Below are 19419 nucleotides of genomic sequence, written 5' to 3' on the forward strand. Positions count from 1 at the left end.
AATCAAAACCACCCGTGGTAACGGGTGGTTTGCTCTGCGGCTAGAAGCCTCTCTTACCGGCCTCGGCCTTAAAGGCCCACTGAATAGGTCTCCCGCTTGCACCACATTCACTCACCCATTCTAAAGAATTTCTTTATCTCTTCTTGTTCTTCTCACCGGTAAATKGATCATAGTCTTCSAACAACGATATCTGGTCTCCTCTATGRTCTTCTACTAGCTGCTCCCTAATGTATTGTTGTATTTTCTTTTTATTCCTACCCACCGTATCGACATAGAAGCCACGACACCAGAACTTCCGATTTCCATATCGATACTTTAAATTCGCATGTCGATCAAATATCATGAGACTACTCTTCCCTTTTAAGTATCCCATAAATTGAGAAACACTTAGCTTTGGCGGGATRCTCACTAACATATGAATGTGGTCGGGACAAGCATTTGCTTCATGAATCACCACACCTTTTCGTTCACATAAATCCCTTATGATTTGACCAATACTCTTTTTATATTTTCCATAGATGATTTGCCTTCTGTATTTTGGCGCAAAGACGATATGATACTTACAATTCCATGTTGTGTGTGCTAAACTATTCATGTCCTTCACAGGGCATACCTCCTTCTTTGGTGAGATAAAGCGGTCGGGAAACCAACTTTATCCTACCATGAAGTGAGGTTTTTTTAATACCACGCTAGAAGCTCTTTTGAACCCCCGGCATAGCCAGGGGTTTTCTAAACCCGGTCGGGAAACCAACTTTATCCTACCATGAAGTGAGGTTTTTTTAATACCACGCTAGAAGCTCTTTTGAACCCCCGGCATAGCCAGGGGTTTTCTAAACCACTAAAAAAGGTTGAAGAAGCGGGGGCACACTTCTTCAACACAACTAAACCCTTCTAGTAACAAAGCCCTTATTATAATGTCCGTTCTATAAAGTATATGCAAACACTTCTTATAAGCGTCAACATTAGCCTAAGAGTTTGCTTTATTTTTTATTAAACATTTTTGCAAGAGAAGAGAAATCACCTGGAACTTTATTTTGTAAAATCGCTTGAACAAGCTGGTCTTCTTTTTCCTTTGAAACTGGTTTGTTCGCTAATTTTGCTACTTGGTTAATTAACTGACGAACCGTTGCTTCATCTTGAAAATTGGCACTGCTAACAGAATTCGCCAACTTCAACAATTGATCAGGTCTTACATTCGTATTTTTTTGAACTTTATCCATAAATGAATGGTCGTTCTTTTGAAACATGATGCGACCTCCTCCATACTAACATAGTTTCAACATATCCTATGCGAAGAAAGGAGATAGGTGCAAATCCTATTATTGATCGATTTCAGTTAATAGATAATTGGATACCTCTTCAACCTCATGTTTTTTTAAGCGACCCATCAAAAGCTCTGCAGCTTCTTTTGGATTTACTTGTTCAAAAAGCACTTTATATAAAGCATTGGTAATAGGCATCTCCACATTTAACTTTGTTGCAAGCTCATGGGTAGCTTTCGTTGTACGAACACCTTCTACAACCATACCCATTTTATCCAAAACCTCATCTAAAACAAGGCCTTGACCAATCATTTGACCTGCACGCCAATTTCGAGAGTGCACACTCGTACATGTTACAATCAAATCTCCTAATCCAGAAAGACCCGAGAATGTCATTGGATTTGCACCAAGCTTAATTCCTAATCGTGCCATCTCTGCTAAACCTCTCGTCATAATCGCCGCCTTGGTATTATCTCCATATCCAAGTCCATTCGTTAATCCACAAACTAAGCCAATGATATTTTTTAATGAACCGCCTATTTCAACACCTATTAAATCAGCGTTCGTATAAACACGGAAGTGATGATTCATAAACAAATCCTGTACTTGCTCTGCTGCATTGATATTTAGAGAAGAAGCCGTAACCGTTGTTGGTTGCCTTAATGCCACTTCTTCTGCGTGACTAGGCCCTGATAGTACAATTAAATCTTTCATGAAATTGGTTTGCTCAAATTCTTCACTAATCATTTCCGACACTCGCTTGTGTGTCCCTGGTTCAATTCCTTTTGACGCATGAATAATGACCGCTTCTTTTTCCATCACCTTGATTAATTGTTGAACCATCTCTCTTATCACTTTTGTAGGGGTGACTAACACAATAAATTCAGCGCCCGTAATGGCTTTTTTCAAATCCACAGTACCTTCAATTGAAGGAGGTAAAGTAATGTTAGGTAAATATTTATGATTTGTATGCTTATGAGTGACTTCATCCATTTGTTCCTGTCTTCTACCCCACAACTTCACTTCATGCTCATTATCAGCAAGAACAAGCGCCAAAGCTGTCCCCCAGCTACCAGCTCCTATTACTGCTACTTTTGCCATAAGCATCATCTCCTAATTCAGAAATTTTATCATAACTATTAGACAGCTTTTTTTCCAATTTTATTTTCTGTACCATTAAAAATCCGAACGACATTTGTACGGTGTCTCCACAATGAAAGAAGCGCAACGATAAATGTGAGTATAAAGTACGAAGATGGAATATTTAATGTATTCAACAATAAAAAAGTCGTCACTGGAGTTAGAATCACAAATAATAAGGAACCTAAAGAAACATATTTAGTCAAAAATATACTTGCTATCGCAATCACTCCTGCAATTAAAGATGGTAAAAATACTAAAAACGCCAGCACTCCAATCGTTGTTGCCACACCTTTCCCACCTTTAAAACGGAAAAATATCGGCCAATTATGCCCTAATATCGCAGCTAAACCTGCCATCGCTGGATACCACCCTAAATCATTTGGAGCTAAAAGTGAGGCTATAATGACTGCAATGATCCCTTTTAGGATGTCCAATATTAGTACAGCCACTGCCGGCCCAACACCTAGTACACGTAATGTATTCGTAGCCCCTGCGTTTCCACTACCATGCTGACGAATATCCACTTTTTTTATTTTCTTAGCAATCAAATAACTAAAACTAATCGATCCTAATAAATAACCAATGATAAGGCTTGTAACGAATAAAATAACGTCCATATTCTCCCCCACCGCTTTTAATCGTTCTTTTTACGAGCTATGATTTTAATTGGCGTCCCTTCAAATTCAAAGGTAGCTCGAAGCTTATTTTCTAAAAACCTTTGATATGAAAAGTGCATAAGTTCAGGTTCGTTCACAAAAAACACAAATGTTGGCGGTGCAACGGTTACTTGAGTAACATAACTAATCCTTAATCGCTTTCCTTTATCTGTTGGCGTCGGATTCATTGCGACAGCATCCATGATCACATCATTTAAAATATGCGTTTGTACACGAAGCTCATGATTTTCAGCTACTTTATTTACTGTTGGCAATACGAATTGTAAACGTTGCTTCGTTTTAGCCGACAAAAATAAAACGGGTGCATAACTTAAAAACAAAAATTCATCTCTAATTTTTTGTTCAAAGTTCTTCATGGTTTTATCATCTTTTACGACTGTATCCCACTTATTTACGACAATGATGACTGCTCTTCCAGCCTCATGAGCATAACCCGCTATTTTTTTATCTTGTTCGATAATTCCTTCTTCTGCATTAATAACAACTAGCACTACATTAGAGCGCTCTATTGCCTTAAGAGAACGAAGCACACTATATTTTTCTGTTGCTTCATACACTTTCCCTCTTTTTCTCATACCAGCGGTGTCAATTAACACATATTTGTCGTCATCTTTTTCAAAAGGTGTATCAATAGCATCTCTTGTCGTTCCTGGGATGTTACTGACAATGACTCGTTCTTCTCCTAGCATGGCATTTACTAACGAACTCTTTCCAACATTAGGACGACCAATTAAGGCTATACGAATAGTTTCTTCATCATAATCTTCTGTCTGCTCAGGAGGGAAATGGTCATTGACGGCATCTAATAAATCCCCTAAACCTAAACCATGTGCTCCTGATATAGGATATGGTTCTCCAATTCCAAGTGAATAAAACTCATATAATTCTTCACGCATTTGAGGGTTATCAATTTTATTTACCCCGAGTACTACTGGTTTTTTTGAACGAAATAATAGCTTGGCTACTTCTTGGTCTGCTGATGTGATACCTTCTTTTCCATTTACGATAAAAACAATTACATCAGCTTCCTTAATCGCTAACTCGGCTTGTTCTCTCATTTGAACAAGTAGCGGTTCATCTCCAATTTCAATTCCACCTGTATCAATTAAATTAAATTCCCTATTGAGCCATTCTCCAGAGCTATAAATACGATCTCTAGTAACTCCTGGCATATCCTCTACAATTGCGACTCTTTCACCAACGATCCGATTAAATATCGTTGACTTACCAACATTCGGACGGCCTACAATCGCCAATACTGGCTTCGTCATAGCGTCACGACCTTTCTTTCTATACTTAATTACTTTTATCTTACAACTTATTTATTCTACTAAAACTTATCCGACTTGTACATATTTATTCGATAAATGGCTCTATAATGATTTTAACCTTTAGCGACTTGACCTTTTATAGTTGATTTCGCAGATTGAGTATTTGAAAAACGCTCTTCTTCAATCCAGTGTCTGCTTTTTAACCATAGAGTAAGAATTCTATTTATAAATAAAGCACATTGCTTAAATCCATATAAGGAAAGCAAAAACAATGCTGAGTAAAAAACAACATCAAAAATGAATAATCGACCAATCTGGCCAACTGAAAAAAATGTATAAGAAGTAATCCCCCAAAAGAACTCACCTATAACAATTCCCATTATACAAGTCGATAATTTATGACTAAATCGCCCAAAAACGAAAGCAGCTAACAAAATAGAAAATGCTGATAAATAATATCTAATGTCTATAAATAAAACGACCGGATCGTAAAGGGAAAATAATTGGAAGCTAATGCATGCCATTGCAATACAAATAGAGATCCCGAGCATGTAGAGTAGCTTTAGTAAGCGAATAGTCCTCATTAAGTAACACAAAAGAATAAAAATAAAAATAATGGCCATATTTAATTTCACTGAAAATAATTCTATTTCCACGGGTATTAAAGCTATTAATAATAAACTTATAGTAGCTAAGTAAAATCGTTTGTTTGATTTTTCTAAAAAAAATGTAGACCAAACCCATAATAGCCAACACATCCAAATAAACGAACTTCCTTCCATATCCCCTCCTCCTCTTGGTTGATTCTATAAAAAGTATCGACCAAGAATCGTAAATTTAATCATCATAATTTAGAGCCTATAAATAAGACACCAAATCTAATCATATAGAGGTCGATTCGTTCGTTCTTTGCTAAAAATGTTACTTAGCCCTAACACAACGGCATTTTTTCTCTTCACGCAGAGCCCGTATCGTGGGGGGCTGTCAATCGAACATACTTAAAAAAGTCAACTCTAGTTGAACAGTCACTCCACTGAAATTCTTTGACTGGTTTTCTCTAAAGTGTGTCATTTCATAAAGGTTCTTTCAAATTCACCATTCATTTGCAAAGATTGACTTTAATACTTTCACTTTTTGTCTTCTTATTAAATTTAAAGAACATTATGATTTGTATTTTTTTAATTGGTCTCCAATCATATCACCAAGTGAAAATCCAGTCGACTCTTCTTCTTTCATCTTCTCATATTCTTCATAATTCTCTTGCCCTGAATCTTCCTGTAAAAGAGCACGAATACTTAATGAGATTCTTTTTTCTTCCTTATTGATATCTAGCACTTTCGCTTCGACTTCTTCTCCTTCTGTTAAAACTTCTGATGGAGTACCTATATGTCGATTGGCAATTTGTGAAATGTGCACAAGCCCTTCCACTCCGTCAGCTACTTCAATAAAAGCTCCGAATGACACCATACGTCTCACGATCCCTTTAACTGTATCACCGACCTGTAATTGCTGCTCAACCTTTTCCCATGGTCCTGGTAGTGTATCCTTAATAGATAACGAAACACGCTCGCTTTCTGTATCCACAGAAAGAACTTTCACTTTTACTTGGTCTCCTTCAGAAACAACATCTGAAGGGGTTTCAACGCGATGATGCGCTAATTGAGAAATATGCACAAGTCCATCAACACCACCTAGATCAACAAAGGCGCCAAAATTGGTTAACCTTTGAACCGTACCTTCTATCACATCACCAGCTTGAATTTCTTGTAATACATTCTTTTTCTTTTGGTCTTCTTCTTCATCTAAAACAGCTCTTTGCGATAATATTAATTTATTATGCTCTTTATCTAACTCAACGACCTTCAGACGAACTAATTTTCCTTTATAATCTGAAAAATCTTCCACATAATGTCTTTCTACTAAGGATGCTGGTATAAACCCTCTTACACCTAAATCAACCACTAAACCACCTTTAACAACCTCAGCTACTTCGACTTCTAATAATTCGTTTTCCGTAAAGGCTTGCTGTAACTTTTCCCAAGCTTTTTCAGATAAGACAGCTCTCTTTGACAAAATAAGCTCATCATCTTCTAATTTAATAATTTTTAACTCTAATTCTTCATCTACTGATAATACATCAGACACTTTTTCAACATGCAAGCTGGATAATTCACTAATAGGAATAATCCCATCCAATTTATAACCAACATCTACTAAAGCTTGTTTCTCTTCTACTTTTGTAACTTTTCCTGAAACCACATCACCGACTTCTAAAGCTTTTAATTCCTCTAGTCCATTCTTCATTTCTTCCGTCATCATTCTTCCTCCTTTAAACTTCATTTTTTTAAATGATTTATATTAAAAATAATGTATAAGCAAGGTTTATCATCAAGAATGTTCATCAATTAATTTTTGAATTTCGCTCATAATGATCGATGTAGCTTCTTCTGCCCCTATTTTTTGTTCACGATATGTTTCAAAGTCAATCGGTTTACCATAAACCATTTTTACAACTTTAAATTTTTGATATGGACCAACGATCGCACAAGGGATAACAGTAGCTTTTGACCTTAAAGCGAAAAATCCTGCACCAGATAAGCCTTTCCCTAGCTTGCCGTCCTTACTGCGAGTTCCTTCAGGAAATAAGCCTAATATCTCGCCATCTTTTAAATATTGGATAGCCGTTCTAAGCGCTTGCTTGTCGCTCATTCCTCTTCTTACAGGAAAAGCTCCTAGCTTTGGTAACAATCCTTTTAAAATTGGTTTCTCAAATAATTCCTGTTTAGCCATGTAATGAATAGGTCGTTGTAAATAAGCACCTAACAAAGGAGGATCTAAGTTGCTAATATGATTTGAACATAATACAACTCCCCCTTCCTTTGGAATATTTTCTTCACCGACTATTTCCACTTTATAAAAAGAAGAAAGGAAAACTCGACATACCATTTGACCAAATTGATAAATGCCCATTTATGATACTCTCTCCTTCACAAGTTCAATAATCTTTGCTACAACTTGTTCAATCGTTAATGTCGTTGTATCTAGCTCGATCGCATCTACAGCTTTCTTTAAAGGAGCAATCGCTCTTGTTGAGTCCAGTTCGTCTCTTCTAGCAATGTCCTGTTTTAATTGTTCAAAGTCAGTCTCTATCCCTTTTTTCAACTGCTCTTCGTATCTTCTTTTCGCACGTTCTTCAACGGAGGCCGTTAAGAATACTTTCACCTCTGCTTTTGGTAAGACATGTGTTCCTATGTCTCGACCATCAAGTACTACTTGTCCACTTTCAGCTAAAACCCGCTGGCGCTCTACCATTTCTATCCGAATTAGTTCATGACTAGAAACTAATGAAACATTCTGATTTACTTCGTTTGTTCTAATATCTGTTGTAACATCTTCACCATTTATTAATACCTTTGTCCCTTTTTCTTCACTTATAAGCTTAATCGAAATGCTATCTAGCAAATCTCTTAATTTCTGCCCATTTTCTAAAGGTACATCTTCTTTTATGGCTGCATAAGTGATGGCTCTATACATCGCTCCAGTATCAATATATAAAAAAGATAAGTTCTCAGCTACTAACTTAGCGACTGTACTTTTACCTGCACCTGCTGGTCCATCAATGGCGATAGCTATACAATTATTCATTTATTACACCTCATCCAAGTCCAAAAGCTTCTACATTAAGACTTTATTACAATTTTGATATTTTTCACATATTCTATTTTATCATACTCTTTTTTTGCGGTCTAATGAGATTATTTATACAATCAAATCAATTTTATCATTCATATCTTATAATGAAAAACGAACGATAAGGTTTTGATTTTCACTTTAGGTAGATGCTTTGGGCTTATCTTCAGCTAACTCTGACTATTCAGAGCTTCGTCAGAGTGGATCTTCAAACTGCGCTCATTCTTTGGGAGTCACTACCTACCGTTACAATCAACAAGTTTATTTAAAAACATTCAAAACATATTTTATAAGAGACGTTCGGTTTCATTGGCTTATAGAGCAATGATGAAATTCACTCAATCATGACTATTTTTCTGTTTTTTCGAGTAATTGCTTTTTATAACAAAATTGAATAATATGCTCTCTCTCCCGCACCGGAATATCTAAGAATTCACAAGAAATCATCTGCTTATTTCCTCTTACTGTATTACTGCGTACCACCCTTGATTTCGTTCGAATCGTACGTATACCATTTGGTAATTTTAAAGAAAGGCTTAGCATAAACTCTTGATCATCTGTAACCTTAACTTGTTGTGAAATTAAAAACGAGCACCCACCACCACTCAAGTCGATCGACGAACTATGTATACTTTTTCCATTAATTGATAGGGACAAATCCATATTAGCTGATACTCTCACATATTCCCTTCTTTGAATCCGTTCGAAGTCAACGGGTCCCTTAATAATAAGAACAGGTATTTCTTCTTTTTTTCTCCCTATAATCTCTGTTTCAAATTGATAAACAGCGGTATCCTGTCCAACATAAGATGCTAAAAACTGAGTTCCATCCCAAAAGAAGCTTTGTTTTCCCGTTTCGACACTAATGGGGTACTCAATGACTATATCATGCTGTAATAAATCTAGGACTTTACTATGATATTTTTCAGGTTGTCCACTTTCAGATTGTTTAATTAATTCAAAATGTAGTGTATCTCCTACTTCTACCATCTTTTCACACCCTTCCATTTTCCCATATTTATTATTATCGCATGAAATAAAAAAAAGAAGAAGCTACTGTTTGCTTCTTCTTCAAAGTTTTTATTCATAATGATGCATAGATTCTGATTGTGGTAATCTTTGAACAAACTCTTCTTCACCATCTTCTGCATTAATAAAAATTCGATAGGTTTCATCGTTAATTACGCCTAGAAACTCATAGCATAATACTTCTTTACCTAGTTCATTTTTAATTAAACCTACATGCTCTTCCATCACTTCAACACGAGGATTTATATTTTTTCTAGCTTCTTCTATGGATATACTTGGATTTGGTATATCTCGCTCCTTATGATTAATAATATAATCCTTTGCTTCATACCCAAGAATGTCCCCGTCATCCAGAGCAACCTCTAACATGATAGAATCCGTATAAACTCTTACATCTTCATCAACATAGACAAATTCTAAAACGCCTACTGAATCATATTGTTTACTATCGACTAGCTGCATCCCTTTATAATTTTGTTTTTCTAGATACTTTTTACCTAATTCAGATGCTTCATTCAAACTAATTTTTCTTTCCTCTATTTGCCGATCCTGTAAAAACCAAATTGGCTTTCCTCCATGTATACTAATATCCATATAATAATTCTTCTGATGATCGGGGTCATCAATCTCTAATGTATATGCTGGATATTGCAGGCTGTCCCCTGCTTCGGTGATGTTAATCATAATATCTTCTTCAATATTTAAATAATCTCTTGCTATCTTTTTAGCTTCTTCTTTGGAGATTTTTTTTCCTGTTAATGCTTTTTTCAATTGTCCATTAATATCTCGCATAGAAGCATTCTCGGGTCCCCATTCAATCTCACTATAACCTTCAACTGATTTATTCATGATCTCAAAATTAGATAACACTCCGCTACTTTCTGGAGTTTGTTTAGCATTCATTTCCTTTTCAATATCAAGCCAGCTCTCACCATTAGCTAAAACCTGTGCCTGTGAATGTCTAATTTCTTTTCTAATTTCTTTAGATAAACCATATAAATTTTCTAATTTTTGATATTCTTCTTCTGTAAGTGGTTCTTTATCTAAATCTCTAATCGATGTTCGATAGCTAAACTTACTTAGATTGTATAAAAACTCTTCCGTTTGTGTATTATCAATTGAAGAGAGTGGTAGTTGACCAAATTCATCTTGTGCCAAACTGGTTACTCTCCAAACCTCAGCAAGCGATGGGGTAAGCTGTCTTCTAGTATTCATCGCCAATGTCGAGCCTAGCTGATCTTCAATTTGATCAATGTGAAAAGCTAGATCATGAAAAGCACGCTGATAATTATTTTCACTATTTATTTGTAAGGCAAGCTTCTGCTCTCTCTCTTGATAGGCCCAGAAAATCGAACCAATAAGAGCTACTGTCAAAAGTCCAATAATGACATTTCTAGTCACAATTTTTGTATCTCTATTCATCGAATTACCTCCTTCATCGAATTAATGGCAAAAGATATGCTTTCCGATTTGTTTAATTTGTGGTCTTGTCCAAATCCAACCTGAGGTCGCTGTATTAGGATTAAAATAATATAGAGCATTACCGGTAGGATCCTGACCATTTATAGCATCTAAGACAGCTCTTCGAGAGATTTCATTAGGCTCTAGCCAAATTTGGCCATCAGCGACCGCAGTAAAAGCTCGCGGTTCAAAAATAACATCTGATACTGTATTTGGAAAAGTTGGGCTATTGACTCGATTTAAAATAACGGCCGCTACAGCCACTTGACCAATATAAGGCTCTCCTCGCGCTTCTCCATAAACAGCTTGTGCCATCATTCTAATATCATTGTCAGAGTATCCTGCTGGAACATTTGTTGCTTTTTCAATTGATATTTCATTTCCTTGTTCAGCAGGTTGTCCAGGGCTTGGAGTTTCAACATTTTCAGGAGTTCCCGCTTGCTCCCCACCTTGCTGTTCTCCTTGGTCCCCACCACCGTTTCCTTGATTATTTCGATTAGGTGTAGGCTGTTGTCCTTTGGAAGCACCGCCACCTCGTTTATTACTTCCCTTTTCACCCTTTTGGATAGATTTTGGTGTCCCTCCATAATGTGTAAATTTCCGACCTTCTTCTAATGATTTCTGAACATGCTGACGATTATAATTAGTTGATTTTGCAAGCATATTTTTCATTTTAGGTCCCACTAAACCATCAATATCCATTCCAAATTCATACTGATAGTTGCGCACAGCCCAATATGTTCCCCAGCCAAACACTCCATCAATCTTGCCATTATAAAAACCGATATACTGTAATCTAGATTGCAATTCGACTACATCTTCTCCTGTTGCTCCATGTTGTATGACTTGTTCTGAGAAAGCATCTGCATGCTGTAAAGGGTATGTCATACACAATAAGCTAAAAAGCATTAAGGTCATTAAAATCGAACGCTTATTGAACAGATTATTTTTCATCTCGTTAACCTCCTGTTGTCGATCCATCTGTTAGTTTTAGCTACCTATTTTTGATCGGATTATTTGTTTCAAATTTATTTTTAGACAAAATCTGTTTAATTATCCGTTCACTTACTAAATAATCCAAAAAACCTTTTAAAGAAGGTTCAATGATTTCGAAATCGATGAATATATGAACAAAATCAAACTGTATTTGGTTATAGTAATTTCCCCATAATAAAACCCTACTTTGTTTAAATACAAAGTAAGGGTTCATTCATTAAAATGGATAAAGAAAGATATTCTACATGTAATAGAGACTGGTGAATTAAATTCAAACAAATAGAGTTAAAGAATTTTTTTAAAATAAATGATTTTTCTTTTTAAATAAATCCATTTCATCATTCCTATCGTATAACGAGAACCGAGCGGGTTGGTTTTTGATTTTCACTTTAGGTAGATGCTTTCCCAAGGGCTTGTCTTCAGCTAACTCTGACTATGAAGAGCGTCGTCAGATTGGATCTTCAGACTGCGCTACTCCTTTGGGAGTCACTACCTACCGTTTCAATCATGAAGTTAATTCGCAAATGTTAAAACATATTTTATAAGAAACGTTCGGTTTTATTCGTTTATAGAGCCCTTATGAAATTCACTCATCTTGCTTGATTTGATTAAGTTCTTTTTCAGATGAAAAAAATGAACGATCAGTAATAAGAGAACGAGAGATATGAAACTGTGATACAGAGTAAATTAGTACTCACCATTTTTTTGAAAAACTTATTGTAATTTTTGAGTGTGTTTCTCGTTAAACCTTCAAAACCTTCAATTTCTTTTTTTCGTTTTAATCGCCTTGAACCTTTTTAGTCATTAAAAAACCTCCTTTTCATTATATGAATGAAAAAGAGGTTTAAATTTAGTAGATGGTTTCATGTATACTTTTTTATGGAAATGATTCAACTGCCATAAATTATACTAAGATAGTTGAATCAAAACCTAAAAATTCATATAGCTACTGTTACATCCATGTTTTTGATTAATTCTTATAAAACATTAAAATAACGGCCCTCAGGATGAGCAAAGACCATTGCGGTTACACTTGCTTCAGGCTCCATCATAAAACCTTCTGTTAGCTCAATCCCTATTTGCTCTGGGTTTATAAGCTTAAACAGCTTCGCCTGATCTTCTAGATTTGGACAGGCAGGATATCCAAAAGAAACCCTTACACCTTGATATTTAGCCGCAAATCGCTCATCCATTGTAAAGTCAACCGGATCAGAGAATCCCCATTGATCTCTCATTAGTTGATGAACTCTTTCTGCTAATCCTTCTGCGATCTCTAAAGCAGCAGATTGTATTAAATGACTTTCTAAATAATCACCTGATTGCTTGGCAGCTTCAGCAAGCTCCCTAACTCCTTTGCCTGCTGTTACGGCTAAAAAGCCTACATAATCCATCTCTCCACTCGAAACACTTCTTATATAATCAGCTAAGCATAGGTAAGGTGCTTTATTTTGACGAGGAAACTCAAAAGTTTCAATAATATTCTTCTTTATTGGATCATCATAAATAAAGATTTGATTTCCATTTGATTGAGCTGGGAAAAATCGATAGAGAGCATGACTTTGTAGCATTTCCGTTGCTTTTACTTTGGCTAGAAAATCATTGACTTTTTCATTCAATTCAACGGCTCTCTTATCTCCCTCAGCAAGCAAACGGCTAACCTTCCCTTGTAATCCTAAATGCCGACCTAAGAGCATTTGTCGATTCACATATGGCTCTACATGAGATAGCTTGTAATTTCTAATCACATGACTTTGTAAATCTTGTGGCACATAAACAGAAACACTCTCGGACACATTTGAGCGCTCAGGCACTTTTTCATCGCTTGTTTTTTCACGTTTTATGGCTGCCTGTTTATCACTTTTTTCACGACTTTCAGCCACTTCAAGAGCTAACTTTTCTCGCTCTTCGACTTTTACTAATCGATTAGCAATATCTAATCCATTCATGGCATCCTTTGCATATAAGACAAGTCCATCATATTCAGCGGCAATTTTATTATTAGTAAACTTTCGTGTTAAAGCAGCTCCTCCCACTAAAATAGGAATTGAAATTTCTTGCTGCTTCAAATCTTGAGCTGTTAATACCATTTGCTGAGCTGATTTAACTAATAAGCCTGAGAGACCAATGGCATCTGGTCTTTCTCGTCGGACGGCATCAATAATTTCATTCGAACTAACCTTAATTCCTAAATTAACAATTTTAAATCCATTATTACTTAATATAATTTCTACTAAATTTTTTCCGATATCATGCACATCACCTTTAACCGTAGCTAAGATAATTTTTCCTTTGCCATTATCGTCTTCTTTTTTCTCCATAAATGGCTCTAGATGTGCAACAGAGGCTTTCATCACCTCTGCACTTTGTAATACCTCAGCAACAATTAGCTCATTATTATTAAACAATCGGCCAACTTCATCCATTCCTTTCATAAGTGGACCATTAATAATATCCAAAGGAGTATCATACTTGGATAAAGCTTCATCTAAATCCTTCGTTAACCCTTCTTTTGAGCCTTCTACTATATAATCGGCAAGCCTCTCTTCCAAAGTTAAATGAGAAAGCTCCTTCTTCTTCTCTGTTTTTTTCCCTCGATAAAAAGCGGTAAATTCCGCCAGGCTCTCATCCGTTGTTTTAAATAAAAGCTCTTCTGCCATTCTTTTCTCTTCTTCTGGAATCGAGGCAAACCTTTCAAGCTTCTCGGTATTTACAATCGCATAGTCAAGTCCAGCCTGCGTACAATGATATAAATAAACAGCATTTAGCACTTCTCGGCCAACTGGAGGTAATCCGAAGGAAACATTACTTACACCTAAAATGGTTAAGCATTCTGGCAGCGCCTCTTTAATTAAACGAATACCTTCAACCGTCGCTTTAGCCGAGCCTATATACTGTTCATCTCCCGTCCCTACTGGAAAAACGAGTGGATCAAAAATTATATCGCTCGGTTTGATTCCGTATTGATCGACTAATAATGAATAAGAACGCTTTGCAACCTCTAACTTTCGTTCAGCAGTTACAGCCATACCTTCCTCATCTATCGTACCTACAACGACTGCCGCTCCGAATTTCTTTATGGTCGGAACAACTTTTGTAAATCGTTCCTCTCCATCCTCTAGATTAATTGAATTAATAATCGCTTTTCCTTGTGAATAAGTTAGGGCCGATTCAATAATGTCTTCGTCCGTAGAGTCGATCATTAAAGGAACTTTCACTTTATTTACGACATAAGATAAAAAGTTATCCATATCCTCTTTCTCATCACGATCGGGATCAGCTAAGCAAACATCAATGACATGTGCACCTTTTTTTACTTGAGCACGAGCGATTTCAGAAGCTTCTTCATATTTCTCTTCCTCTATTAACCGTTTAAACTTTCTAGACCCAATGACATTCGTTCTTTCCCCAACAAAAAGGGGCCGCATGCTCTCATCATATAATAGTGGCTCAATTCCTGAAACCGCATGGCCCTTTTTTTCTTCCTTTTTTCTTGGCTCGTATTTTGAAAACTCTTCTCGTAGCACACGAATATGCTCAGGTGTTGTTCCACAACAGCCTCCAACAACATTCAACCAGCCTTTTTCAGCAAAACCAGCTAGCTTTTTCGCTAAAGATTCTGGTGATTCATGATAATGACCTTCTTCATCTGGTAGCCCTGCATTAGGGTAACAGCTTACATAAGTCGATGATAGCTCTGAAAGAGAGCGAATATGATCTCTCATAAATTCGGGGCCAGTCGCACAATTCAAGCCTACAACAATTGGTTTCATATGCTCTAAGGATAAATAAAAAGCTTCAATATTTTGACCCGCTAATGTCGTTCCCATTGGTTCGATCGTTCCAGAAACCATAATAGGGAGCTCTATATTTAATTCAGTAAAAGCCTGTTGAATACCTAAAAAAGCAGCCTTTACATTTCTCATATCCTGACTTGTTTCTAATAATAATAAATCAGAGCCGCCACGAATCAGCCCTCTAGCCTGAATAAAATAAGAATGAATTAGCTTTTCAAAAGTTGTACCACCTGTAACCGATAAGGATTTTGTCGTTGGCCCCATGGCTCCAGCTACAAACCTCGGCCAATCATTAGTTGAATATTTAATCGCCTCTTGTTTTGCTAAGTAAGCGGCTTGAAAGCTAAGTTCCTCTGCTTTAAAACCGATATCATAGTCATCTAAAACTAAATCAGTTGAGCCAAAGGAATTCGTTTCAATAATATCCGCACCTGCTTCTAAATACTCAGCATGTATGTTTGAAATCACAGCCGGTGCTGTTTCATTTAGATGCTCATTACAGCCTTCAAATTCTTCTCCTCCAAAATCCTCTGCTGTTAATTCAGCATTTTGAAGCATCGTACCCATGGCTCCATCCATGATTAAGATTTTTGATTCTAGTTGCTTTTCTATTAAAGATTTTGTCATGAAAACTACCTCTCTTTTTCTCTCCAAAAACATCCTATAAAAAACTTTTTTCCTTCTCTATCGTTTTTGAACGAATATAGTTCGTTAATTGCACGGTCATTTCGTATCTTAAAAATGGTGTGATTAAGTATATACCATTAAAATGCTCCAAAGCTACATCTATTAAAGATTGAGCAATTGAAATTCCTTCTTTAGCAGCCGCCTCTTTATGATCGCCATGTTTAGCCATGACTTCCCTAATTTGATCGGTTAACTTAATGCCCGGTACCTCATTATGAAGAAACTCTGCATTTCTTGTATTAGTTAAAGGCATAATCCCAATATAAATAGGCTGCTCTATATGTTTCGTTTCATTATATAACTGAATAATTTGTTTTTCGTTGTAAATGGGCTGAGTCATAAAATAATCAGCACCACTAGTAATTTTTTTCTCCATTCTCATAACCGCTTTGTCGAGATGACGGACATTAGGATTCAAGGCCGCTCCTACCGAAAAGCTTGCCTTTTGACCTAAATCCTTACCTGAAAATGAAATTCCTTCATTTAATTGTTTAATCATAGAAATGAGCTGGAAAGAAGTCATATCATAAACAGATGTTGCTCCAGGAAAATCACCAATCTTTGTTGGGTCTCCTGTAATCGCAAGTAAATCATGAATCCCTAAAGCGTGAAGACCCATTAAATGGGATTGTAATCCAATTAAATTTCGGTCTCGGCACGTCACATGAACTAATGGTCGAACGGAATGATTATTTTTCATCATAGCCCCTAATGCCATGTTATCTACCCTTGGACTGGCCAAGGAATTATCCGCTAAAGTAACAGCATCCACTCCGGCTTCCTTTAAAGCTTTTGCTCCTTTTAAAAAACGATCTACAGCCAATCGTTTCGGTGGATCTAACTCTACTATTACGGAAGAACGTTTTTTTACAATCTCAGGAAGAGTCTCTTGAATTTTTTCAACCGGCATTTGATGGCTAATTTCTAGGCGAGGCTTTACCACTTTCTCTAGAACCGGCTTAGAAGACTTTGCTACTTTCGCAAATGCACGAATTTGTTCAGGAGTTGTACCACAACATCCACCTATCAATCTCACACCTTGTTCAATAAACCTCTTACCCATATCAGCAAAATAATCGGTGTTTGATTGATAATAATATCGACCATCTCTGAAATCAGGTAAACTTGCATTAGGATAAACAGCTAAATATCGGTCTTTTGGAATGGGAATACCTTCAATGGACTTCAACATGTGAAAAGGTCCCATTCGACAATTTAATCCAACAACATCGGCTCCTACTTCTACTAACTGTTGATGAGCTTTCTCTAATAAAACACCACCTTGAAGCACTCCCACTTCACCTAATGATACATTAACGACAATAGGCTGATCCGTTAATTTCCTCGCAAGTTTAGTTGCCATGATAGCTTCTTCAATATCATAAAAGGTTTCTAATAATAAACCATCTACACCTTCTTTTAGAAGCTCTGTCATTTGCTCAAAAAAGGCAGATTTTATTTCTGCAAGTGACCATTCCTCCATTTGGTAACGCCTAATCCCGCCAACCGTTCCTAATACATAGATTTCATCATTGGCCACTTCATTTGCAATCTCCACGCCTTTTCGATTGATTTCCTTCACTAAATGGGCCATTCCGTATTTTTCTAATTTTAATCGATTAGCTGCATAAGTATTTGTTTGAATAACATTTGCACCAGCATCTATATACGCCTTATGCGCTTCCGTAATTCTACTAGGATTGGAGAGATTAATGGCTTCAAAACAAGTGTCAATACCTTGTTCATACAATAAAGTCCCCATCGCTCCGTCTCCCACAAGGATTGAATTTTCTAATTTCTCTAATAAATTCAAAATGGATCTCTCCCCTTTACTTTGAGATTAATTTAATACAGATTCGAATGCTTGCTCTAAATCAGCGATTAAATCTTCTGCTTGCTCTACCCCAACTGAAAAGCGTAACAAACGATTACATACACCATTCGCGATTCTTATTTCTTCTGGAATATCCATATGCGTTTGTGTAGCAGGATACGTCATTAAGCTTTCTATCCCACCTAAACTTTCGGCAAAAGAAACAAGGGAAAGATTCTGTAAAAATGGATTAACCATTTCCTCTTTTAAAATTCTAAATGATAACATTCCGCCTTTACCTGGATAAAGAACATCCGTAACGGCCTTATGTCCTTGAAGATATTCAACCATTTTTTGTGCATTTTCCTCATGTTTTCTCATTCTTAATGCCAATGTCTTCATGCCTCTAATGAGTAACCAGCTATCAAACGCGGAAAGAACTCCTCCAATGCCATTATGGAAATAGAATAACTTTTCACACAATTCTTCTCCTTTTGCTACTACAAGTCCTGCAATCAAATCATTATGTCCTCCTAAATACTTAGAAGCACTATGGATTACAATGTCAGCTCCTTCTAAAATAGGCTGCTGTAATAAAGGGGTATAGAAAGTGTTGTCAACAATTAATAACAAGTTATTTTCACTTGCCACTTTGGCTAAATCTGAAATAGAAGCCTCCTGCATTAACGGATTCGTTGGTGTTTCAATAAAGATAGCTTTTGTTCTTTCCGTTATACATGATTCAACTTCATCTAAATTCCGTGGATCTGCGTAGTGAAAATCGATACCCCATTTTTTCCATCCTTGTTCAAATAAACGATAGGTTCCGCCATATAAGTCTTTTGATGCAATAATTTCGTCTCCTTGCTCAAAGATAGATAGTACCGTTTGAATAGCTACCATTCCAGAGCTACACGCAAAGCCTCTATCACCCTCTTCTAGCTCGGCAATAGCATTTTCTAATACCTCACGAGTCGGATTACCTGTTCTAGCATAATCATAGCCAGTTGATTCGCCAATTCCTGTATGTCTATATGCTGTTGAGAAATAAACGGGAGTATTAATAGTTCCCGTTTTATCATCTAATCGATTTCCTATTTGTGCTAATAATGTTTCAAGATTTTTTCTCTCCATAAAGTCCACCCCTACTTTTTTGTCATTTTGCTTAAAATATACAGAAAACACCTTCTCTCAAGTAATAAGAAGAAGGTGTTATGGATAACCAAATATATCTTCTCCTTATCTTTCAAGCATTCGCTTGATGGATTTAGCACCTGACCAAAAGGCTGGTTGCTGAGACTTCGTCGGGCCATTCCCTCCATCTCTCTCGATAAGAAACCATCTATGCATTTATGTGTATTGAAATAAAATTACAATAATTCGAACATTTTTGCAAGTACTTTTTCATATTTCCATAAATGTACATCCATTTATTTTTCAGGAGTCGCGTCTATAGTTAAGCTAGATTCATTGCCACAGACACATTTTTTAAAACCCGTTTCGTATTCTCCTTTTTCATTTCTTTTTCCTCTAAGAATATATTTCTCTCCACATTGTGGACAACGAATGATTACACGATATCGAATATTGTTCACC

At 36.4% G+C, this 19419-nt stretch carries 16 protein-coding genes and 1 riboswitch; all 16 genes read right to left on the reverse strand.

Features of this window, described 5'->3' with window-relative positions; genetic code table 11:
* Positions 1-133: 133 nt before the first annotated feature.
* Entirely contained in the window at positions 134-595 is a 462-nt protein-coding gene (gene tnpA, locus AZF04_RS06165; protein WP_061948048.1) for an IS200/IS605 family transposase, read from the reverse strand.
* Between the two features lie 385 nt (positions 596-980).
* Positions 981-1247 carry a stage VI sporulation protein F gene (locus tag AZF04_RS06170; RefSeq protein ID WP_045484117.1) on the reverse strand — a complete coding sequence of 89 codons (267 nt, stop codon included), beginning with the start codon at positions 1245-1247 and terminating at the stop codon, positions 981-983.
* Between the two features lie 72 nt (positions 1248-1319).
* Complete coding sequence (locus tag AZF04_RS06175; protein ID WP_061948005.1) at positions 1320-2363, reverse strand: NAD(P)H-dependent glycerol-3-phosphate dehydrogenase; 1044 nt, start codon at positions 2361-2363, stop codon at positions 1320-1322.
* 38 nt (positions 2364-2401) lie between these two features.
* Entirely contained in the window at positions 2402-3022 is a 621-nt protein-coding gene (gene plsY, locus AZF04_RS06180) for a glycerol-3-phosphate 1-O-acyltransferase PlsY (protein WP_045484123.1), read from the reverse strand.
* Between the two features lie 17 nt (positions 3023-3039).
* Positions 3040-4353 carry a ribosome biogenesis GTPase Der gene (gene der / locus AZF04_RS06185; RefSeq protein WP_061948006.1) on the reverse strand — a complete coding sequence of 438 codons (1314 nt, stop codon included), beginning with the start codon at positions 4351-4353 and terminating at the stop codon, positions 3040-3042.
* Between the two features lie 113 nt (positions 4354-4466).
* Positions 4467-5135, reverse strand: coding sequence for a YphA family membrane protein (locus AZF04_RS06190; protein WP_061948007.1), 669 nt, complete (start codon positions 5133-5135; stop codon positions 4467-4469).
* A gap of 379 nt (positions 5136-5514) precedes the next feature.
* Positions 5515-6669 (reverse strand): 30S ribosomal protein S1, encoded by a 1155-nt coding sequence (gene rpsA / locus AZF04_RS06195; protein ID WP_061948008.1) that lies wholly within the window; start codon positions 6667-6669, stop codon positions 5515-5517.
* A 72-nt stretch (positions 6670-6741) separates the two neighbouring features.
* Positions 6742-7323: a lysophospholipid acyltransferase family protein gene (locus AZF04_RS06200; RefSeq protein ID WP_061948009.1), complete on the reverse strand. Its 582-nt coding sequence runs from the start codon at positions 7321-7323 to the stop codon at positions 6742-6744.
* Positions 7324-7998, reverse strand: coding sequence for a (d)CMP kinase (gene cmk / locus AZF04_RS06205; RefSeq protein ID WP_061948010.1), 675 nt, complete (start codon positions 7996-7998; stop codon positions 7324-7326).
* Between the two features lie 393 nt (positions 7999-8391).
* Positions 8392-9033, reverse strand: coding sequence for a flagellar brake protein (locus AZF04_RS06210; RefSeq protein ID WP_061948011.1), 642 nt, complete (start codon positions 9031-9033; stop codon positions 8392-8394).
* Between the two features lie 90 nt (positions 9034-9123).
* The gene (gene ypeB / locus AZF04_RS06215) at positions 9124-10494 is read right to left on the reverse strand and encodes a germination protein YpeB (RefSeq protein ID WP_235599935.1); all 1371 of its coding nucleotides are present in this window, start codon (positions 10492-10494) and stop codon (positions 9124-9126) included.
* Between the two features lie 21 nt (positions 10495-10515).
* On the reverse strand, positions 10516-11487 hold the full coding sequence (gene sleB, locus AZF04_RS06220; protein WP_061948012.1) for a spore cortex-lytic enzyme: 972 nt from the start codon (positions 11485-11487) through the stop codon (positions 10516-10518).
* Between the two features lie 1019 nt (positions 11488-12506).
* A complete protein-coding gene (gene metH / locus AZF04_RS06225; protein ID WP_061948050.1) occupies positions 12507-15950 on the reverse strand; it encodes a methionine synthase in 3444 nt (1147 codons plus the stop codon).
* Positions 15951-15984: 34 nt separating this feature from the next.
* The gene (locus AZF04_RS06230) at positions 15985-17823 is read right to left on the reverse strand and encodes a bifunctional homocysteine S-methyltransferase/methylenetetrahydrofolate reductase (protein WP_061948013.1); all 1839 of its coding nucleotides are present in this window, start codon (positions 17821-17823) and stop codon (positions 15985-15987) included.
* 27 nt (positions 17824-17850) lie between these two features.
* Positions 17851-18957, reverse strand: a complete 1107-nt coding sequence (locus AZF04_RS06235) for a methionine biosynthesis PLP-dependent protein (protein WP_061948014.1) — start codon at positions 18955-18957, stop codon at positions 17851-17853.
* 102 nt (positions 18958-19059) lie between these two features.
* Positions 19060-19160: riboswitch (SAM riboswitch) on the reverse strand.
* A 93-nt stretch (positions 19161-19253) separates the two neighbouring features.
* A complete protein-coding gene (locus tag AZF04_RS21385; protein WP_169802508.1) occupies positions 19254-19418 on the reverse strand; it encodes a hypothetical protein in 165 nt (54 codons plus the stop codon).
* Position 19419: the final 1 nt, after the last annotated feature.

This window comes from Alkalihalobacillus trypoxylicola (assembly GCF_001590785.1).
GTDB lineage: Bacteria > Bacillota > Bacilli > Bacillales > Bacillaceae_D > Alkalihalobacillus > Alkalihalobacillus trypoxylicola.

Bases quoted from the DNA above. Each gene is read 5' to 3' on its own strand.
- AZF04_RS06170 (WP_045484117.1), bottom strand. From the start codon at position 1,247: ATGTTTCAAAAGAACGACCATTCATTTATGGATAAAGTTCAAAAAAAT.
- AZF04_RS06175 (WP_061948005.1), bottom strand. From the start codon at position 2,363: ATGGCAAAAGTAGCAGTAATAGGAGCTGGTAGCTGGGGGACAGCTTTG.
- plsY (WP_045484123.1), bottom strand. From the start codon at position 3,022: ATGGACGTTATTTTATTCGTTACAAGCCTTATCATTGGTTATTTATTA.
- der (WP_061948006.1), bottom strand. From the start codon at position 4,353: ATGACGAAGCCAGTATTGGCGATTGTAGGCCGTCCGAATGTTGGTAAG.
- AZF04_RS06190 (WP_061948007.1), bottom strand. From the start codon at position 5,135: ATGGAAGGAAGTTCGTTTATTTGGATGTGTTGGCTATTATGGGTTTGG.
- rpsA (WP_061948008.1), bottom strand. From the start codon at position 6,669: ATGACGGAAGAAATGAAGAATGGACTAGAGGAATTAAAAGCTTTAGAA.
- AZF04_RS06200 (WP_061948009.1), bottom strand. From the start codon at position 7,323: ATGGGCATTTATCAATTTGGTCAAATGGTATGTCGAGTTTTCCTTTCT.
- cmk (WP_061948010.1), bottom strand. From the start codon at position 7,998: ATGAATAATTGTATAGCTATCGCCATTGATGGACCAGCAGGTGCAGGT.
- AZF04_RS06210 (WP_061948011.1), bottom strand. From the start codon at position 9,033: ATGGTAGAAGTAGGAGATACACTACATTTTGAATTAATTAAACAATCT.
- ypeB (WP_235599935.1), bottom strand. From the start codon at position 10,494: ATGAATAGAGATACAAAAATTGTGACTAGAAATGTCATTATTGGACTT.
- sleB (WP_061948012.1), bottom strand. From the start codon at position 11,487: ATGAAAAATAATCTGTTCAATAAGCGTTCGATTTTAATGACCTTAATG.
- metH (WP_061948050.1), bottom strand. From the start codon at position 15,950: ATGACAAAATCTTTAATAGAAAAGCAACTAGAATCAAAAATCTTAATC.
- AZF04_RS06235 (WP_061948014.1), bottom strand. From the start codon at position 18,957: ATGGAGAGAAAAAATCTTGAAACATTATTAGCACAAATAGGAAATCGA.